This is a genomic window from Pseudomonas sp. CHM02 (genome assembly GCF_000612585.1).
Taxonomy (GTDB): Bacteria; Pseudomonadota; Gammaproteobacteria; order Pseudomonadales; family Pseudomonadaceae; genus Aquipseudomonas.
On the sequence record NZ_JFCA01000100.1, the window covers coordinates 1 to 4,843 of the forward strand.

A 4,843-nucleotide genomic window follows, 5' to 3' on the forward strand; every position below is an offset into this window, starting at 1 on the left:
GATCGCCATCGCCGGCAAGCCGGGCTCCTACAGGCTTCATGCATGCTTAGCGTGCAGCGTTGCGCTCGGCATTGCGGATCGAAATCTGCGTATTCAACGTCCAGAAGTCATACAGCACCCCCACCAGGAACAGACCGCCGGTCAGCAAATAGATCAGGCCGGTGATCCATTTGCCCTGGTACATGCGGTGCACGCCAAACACCCCGAGAAACGCCAACAGAATCCAGGCCACGTTGTATTCGATCGGCCCGGCGGTAAAGCGCAGGTCCGCTTCACGGTCCATGGCCGGAATCAGGAACAGATCGATCAGCCAGCCAATACCCAGCAAGCCAAAGGTGAAAAACCAGATCGTGCCGGTCACTGGCTTGCCGTAATAGAAGCGATGCGCCCCGGTAAAACCGAAAATCCACAGCAGGTAACCGATCACCTTGCTGTGGGTGTCTTGCTGCGAACCAATCTGTTGATAGGTGTTCATCGCGTACCTCTTTTGCCTCGATAGATAAATTTTTTCACTTTCTTTGTGACTTTTTTACAGGCGCCCGACGTACGGCAAATGGTATCTTCCCTGCCCTGAAAGCCTTATGCCACCTGACTTGTGTAGGACAATTGCGGCGATTCGTCGCGTTTTTCCTGATTTTGACGTCAAGGTTCAGTCGACAAACGGCCTGAGAACGACACAAAAAGCTGTTATAAAGTTGCGCGCAAACCCATAAGAGCCACGCCTAATGCGACCATTTTTCAAGACATGGCTAACCATTTGCCTATTAATGCCACTGGCCGCCCACGCCACCAATCGTGAGCAACGACTTCCTAACGTTAACGGTTTCACCCCTAAAGTCCACAGCACACCAAGCACGGCCAAATCGGTAAAGCTGACCGTCAACCGCCCGACTCAACTGAGCAAGGCCCACGGTAAAGCCAACCCGGCCCTAATGGCCGTCAACACCAAGCAGAGCAGCACCGTCCTCAGCCGCGCCGTCAACGTGCTCGGTACTCCTTATCGTTGGGGCGGCAGCAGCCCAAGTAAAGGGTTCGACTGCAGTGGCCTGGTGAAATATGCGTTCAACGACGTAGCGGCCGTGGATTTGCCGCGCACCTCCAACGCCATGGCCGCCGGCCACGGGCAGAAGGTTGATCGCAAGGACCTGAAACCCGGCGACCTGCTGTTCTTCAAACTGAAGAGCCGCCAGGTGAACCACGTGGCCATCTACCTGGGCAACGACCGTTTCATTCACGCACCGCGTCGTGGCAAGGCAGTCAGCATCGACACGCTGAAGAAACCGTTCTGGGACAAGAACTACGTGATCGCCAAGCGGGTTCTGCCGAAAGAGCAGAACAACAACCTGCGGGTCGTCCAGCGCTAAGCCGGCGTCAAAGCCAGGGGCGGATTGTTGTGGTAAGCGGGCTTCTGAGGTGAGCGGGCTTGCTGTGGTGAGCGGGCTTGCCCCGCGCCGGGGCGCGCAGCGGCCCCAATGAAGCCACCGCATTTCCACAGATACAACTCGTCGCCTGGTTTTTGGGGCGGCTTCGCCACCCAGCGCGGGGCAAGCCCGCTCACCACAGCAAGCCCGCTCCAACCAGCCTTAGATGTCTGCTGGAACCCTCGCCTTCTGCCGCGCATCCTCCCGACTGATCACCCCCTCCCCGACCAGCGCCTTCAAGCTCATATCCAGCGTCTTCATCCCCAGTGCCCCACCGGTCTGGATCGCCGAGACCATCTGCGCCACTTTGTCCTCGCGGATCAGATTGCGGATGGCCGGTGTGCCCAACATGATTTCATGGGCCGCCACGCGCCCGCCGCCGATCTTCTTCACCAGCACCTGGCACACCACCGCCTGCAGCGATTCCGACAGCATCGAGCGGACCATGGCCTTTTCCCCGGCCGGGAACACGTCCACCAGCCGGTCTACGGTCTTTGCCGCGGAGTTGGTGTGCAGGGTGCCAAATACCAGGTGCCCGGTCTCAGCGGCCGTCAGCGCCAGGCGGATGGTTTCCAGATCGCGCAATTCGCCCACCAGGATCACGTCCGGATCTTCCCGAAGCGCGGAGCGTAGCGCGGTGGAAAAGTCATGAGTGTCGCGGTGCACCTGGCGCTGGTTGACCAGGGCAATTTTTGGCCTGTGGATATATTCGATGGGATCTTCGAGGGTCAGGATGTGCTGGCGCCGATGCCGATTGAGAAAATCGATCATCGCCGCCAGGGTGGTGGACTTGCCCGAGCCGGTCGGGCCGGTCACCAGGACCAGGCCGCGGGGGAGCTGAGCGATACGCTGGAACACTTCGCCAAGGCCAAGGCTTTCCAGGCTCAGGACCTCGGACGGGATGGTGCGAAACACCGCGCCCATACCGCGATCCTGCTGGAACACGTTGGCCCGGAATCGCGCCACGCCGGGCAGTTCGAAGGCAAAATCTGTTTCTAGAGATGTTTCGAAATCCTTTTGTTGGTGCTGATTGAGCAACGGGCTCAATAAGTCCGCCACTTGCGACGGTGATAGCACCGGCCAATCCAGCGGCCACACCTCGCCATCCACCCGCAGCATCGGCGCCAGGCCGGCTGACAGATGCAGGTCGGAAGCGCCACGGCGCACGCTGGCCGTGAGTAATTCAGTGATATCCATAGGGCTTTCCATTTCCAGTAGAATGCCGCGGACTCCATATCCACGGGCGCATCTTGAATGTCGACGATAGCAGACAACATCGGCCAGGTTAGCCAGCGCATCCGCGCCGCAGCCGACGCCGTGCAACGTGACGCAAGCAGCATCCACCTGCTGGCCGTGAGCAAGACCAAACCCGCGCAGGCCGTGCGCGAAGCCTATGCCGCCGGCATGCGCGACTTTGGCGAGAACTATCTGCAGGAAGCCCTGGGCAAACAGGCCGAATTAACCGACCTGCCCTTGAGTTGGCACTTCATCGGCCCCATTCAATCGAACAAGACGCGCGCTATCGCCGAGAACTTCGCTTGGGTGCACTCCGTGGACCGCCTCAAAATTGCACAACGCTTGTCCGAACAACGCCCGGCCGACCTGCCACCGCTGAACATCTGCATCCAGGTCAATGTCAGTGGCGAAGCCAGCAAGTCCGGCTGTACACCCGCCGACCTGCCGGCCCTGGCCAACGCCATCAGCGCCCTGCCGCGCCTGAAGCTGCGTGGCCTGATGGCAATCCCCGAGCCGACCGAAGATCGTGCCGCGCAAGACGCAGCGTTCGCCGCTGTACGCGACCTGCAAAACAGCCTGAACCTGCCGTTGGACACACTTTCCATGGGCATGAGCCACGACCTTGAGTCGGCCATCGCCCAAGGTGCCACCTGGGTGCGGATCGGTACCGCCCTGTTTGGCGCCCGCGACTACGGCCAGCCATGAAATGGCTGACTTCCCTCTGAGTAAGGACCTGTCATGAGCAACACGCGTATTGCCTTTATCGGCGCCGGTAACATGGCGGCCAGCCTGATCGGTGGCCTGCGGGCCAAGGGCCTGGACGCCGCGCAGATCCGCGCCAGCGACCCGGGCGCCGACACCCGTGCCCGCGTCAGCGCCGAGCACGGTATTGAAACCTTTGCCGACAACGCCGAGGCCATCCAGGGCGTTGATGTGATCGTACTGGCAGTGAAGCCGCAGGCCATGAAGGCCGTGTGCGAAAGCCTGCGCCCGAGCCTGCAGCCGCAGCAGTTGGTGGTGTCCATCGCCGCCGGCATTACCTGCGCCAGCATGAATAGCTGGCTCGGTGCCCAGCCGATCGTGCGCTGCATGCCCAACACCCCCGCCCTGGTCAGCCAGGGCGTGAGCGGCTTGTACGCCACCGCCGAAGTGAGCGCCGAACAACGCAACCAGGCGCAAGAGCTGCTGTCCGCCGTGGGCATCGCCCTGTGGCTGGAACAGGAGCAGCAACTGGACGCGGTCACCGCCGTGTCCGGCAGCGGCCCGGCGTATTTCTTCCTGCTGATCGAAGCCATGACCGCCGCCGGCGTGAAACTGGGCCTGCCCCAGGACATCGCCAAGCAGCTGTCTGAACGGACCGCCCTGGGCGCCGCGCATATGGCGGTTGCCAGCGATGTGGACGCGGCCGAGTTGCGCCGTCGCGTGACCTCCCCCGGCGGCACCACACAGGCGGCCATCGAGTCGTTCCAGGCCGGGGGGTTTGAAGCCCTGGTGGAAAAAGCATTGGGTGCCGCTGCGCACCGCTCGGCGGAACTCGCCGAACAACTGGGCAAATAAGGAGCCAACATGATTGGTTTGAACACCGCAGCCGTCTACGTGCTGCAAACCCTCGGCAGCCTGTACCTGTTGATCGTACTGATGCGCTTCGTGCTGCAACTGGTACGCGCGAACTTCTACAACCCGCTGTGCCAGTTCATCGTCAAGGCCACCCAGCCGCTGCTCAAGCCGCTGCGTCGGATCATCCCGAGCCTGTTCGGCCTGGACATGTCGTCGCTGGTACTGGCGATCCTGGTGCAATTGGCCCTGATGGCGCTGACCCTGCTGCTGACCTACGGCACCACCGGCAATTTCGTACAGTTGCTGATCTGGGCCATCATCGGCGTGACCGCGCTGTTCCTGAAGATCTTCTTCTTCGCCCTGATCATCAGCGTAATCCTGTCGTGGGTCGCTCCGGGTAGCCACAACCCTGGCGCCGAGCTGGTGAACCAGATCTGCGAACCGGCCCTGGCGCCGTTCCGCCGCCTGCTGCCGAACCTGGGCGGCCTGGATATTTCGCCGATCCTGGCGTTCATGGTGCTCAAGCTGCTGGACATGCTGGTGATCAACAACCTGGCGGCCATGACCGGGATGCCAGAGATCCTGCGCCTGCTGATCTAACGCCCCTTGTAGGAGCCGGCTTGCCGGCG

6 protein-coding genes are annotated in these 4,843 nt (G+C 61.4%); 4 read left to right on the plus strand and 2 right to left on the minus strand.

Going from position 1 to position 4,843, the window contains the following annotated elements; genetic code table 11:
- Positions 1–46: 46 nt before the first annotated feature.
- A complete protein-coding gene (locus BM70_RS0130825; protein WP_177326609.1) occupies positions 47–457 on the minus strand; it encodes a TM2 domain-containing protein in 411 nt (136 codons plus the stop codon).
- A gap of 268 nt (positions 458–725) precedes the next feature.
- Between BM70_RS0130825 and BM70_RS0130830 the strand changes: the two genes are divergently transcribed.
- Entirely contained in the window at positions 726–1,364 is a 639-nt protein-coding gene (locus BM70_RS0130830) for a C40 family peptidase (RefSeq protein WP_025859575.1), read from the plus strand.
- Between the two features lie 219 nt (positions 1,365–1,583).
- On the opposite strand, the gene BM70_RS0130835 is transcribed toward BM70_RS0130830, so the two are convergent.
- A complete protein-coding gene (locus BM70_RS0130835; RefSeq protein WP_025859576.1) occupies positions 1,584–2,618 on the minus strand; it encodes a type IV pilus twitching motility protein PilT in 1,035 nt (344 codons plus the stop codon).
- A 57-nt stretch (positions 2,619–2,675) separates the two neighbouring features.
- Here BM70_RS0130835 and BM70_RS0130840 point away from each other — a divergent pair, with 57 nt between their 5' ends.
- From BM70_RS0130840 to BM70_RS0130850, 3 genes are read left to right on the plus strand one after another with little or no spacing between them, the layout of a single operon-like run.
- On the plus strand, positions 2,676–3,362 hold the full coding sequence (locus BM70_RS0130840; RefSeq protein ID WP_025859577.1) for a YggS family pyridoxal phosphate-dependent enzyme: 687 nt from the start codon (positions 2,676–2,678) through the stop codon (positions 3,360–3,362).
- A 33-nt stretch (positions 3,363–3,395) separates the two neighbouring features.
- The gene (gene proC, locus BM70_RS0130845; protein ID WP_025859578.1) at positions 3,396–4,214 is read left to right on the plus strand and encodes a pyrroline-5-carboxylate reductase; all 819 of its coding nucleotides are present in this window, start codon (positions 3,396–3,398) and stop codon (positions 4,212–4,214) included.
- A 9-nt stretch (positions 4,215–4,223) separates the two neighbouring features.
- Positions 4,224–4,814: a YggT family protein gene (locus tag BM70_RS0130850; RefSeq protein ID WP_025859579.1), complete on the plus strand. Its 591-nt coding sequence runs from the start codon at positions 4,224–4,226 to the stop codon at positions 4,812–4,814.
- Positions 4,815–4,843 lie beyond the last annotated feature (29 nt).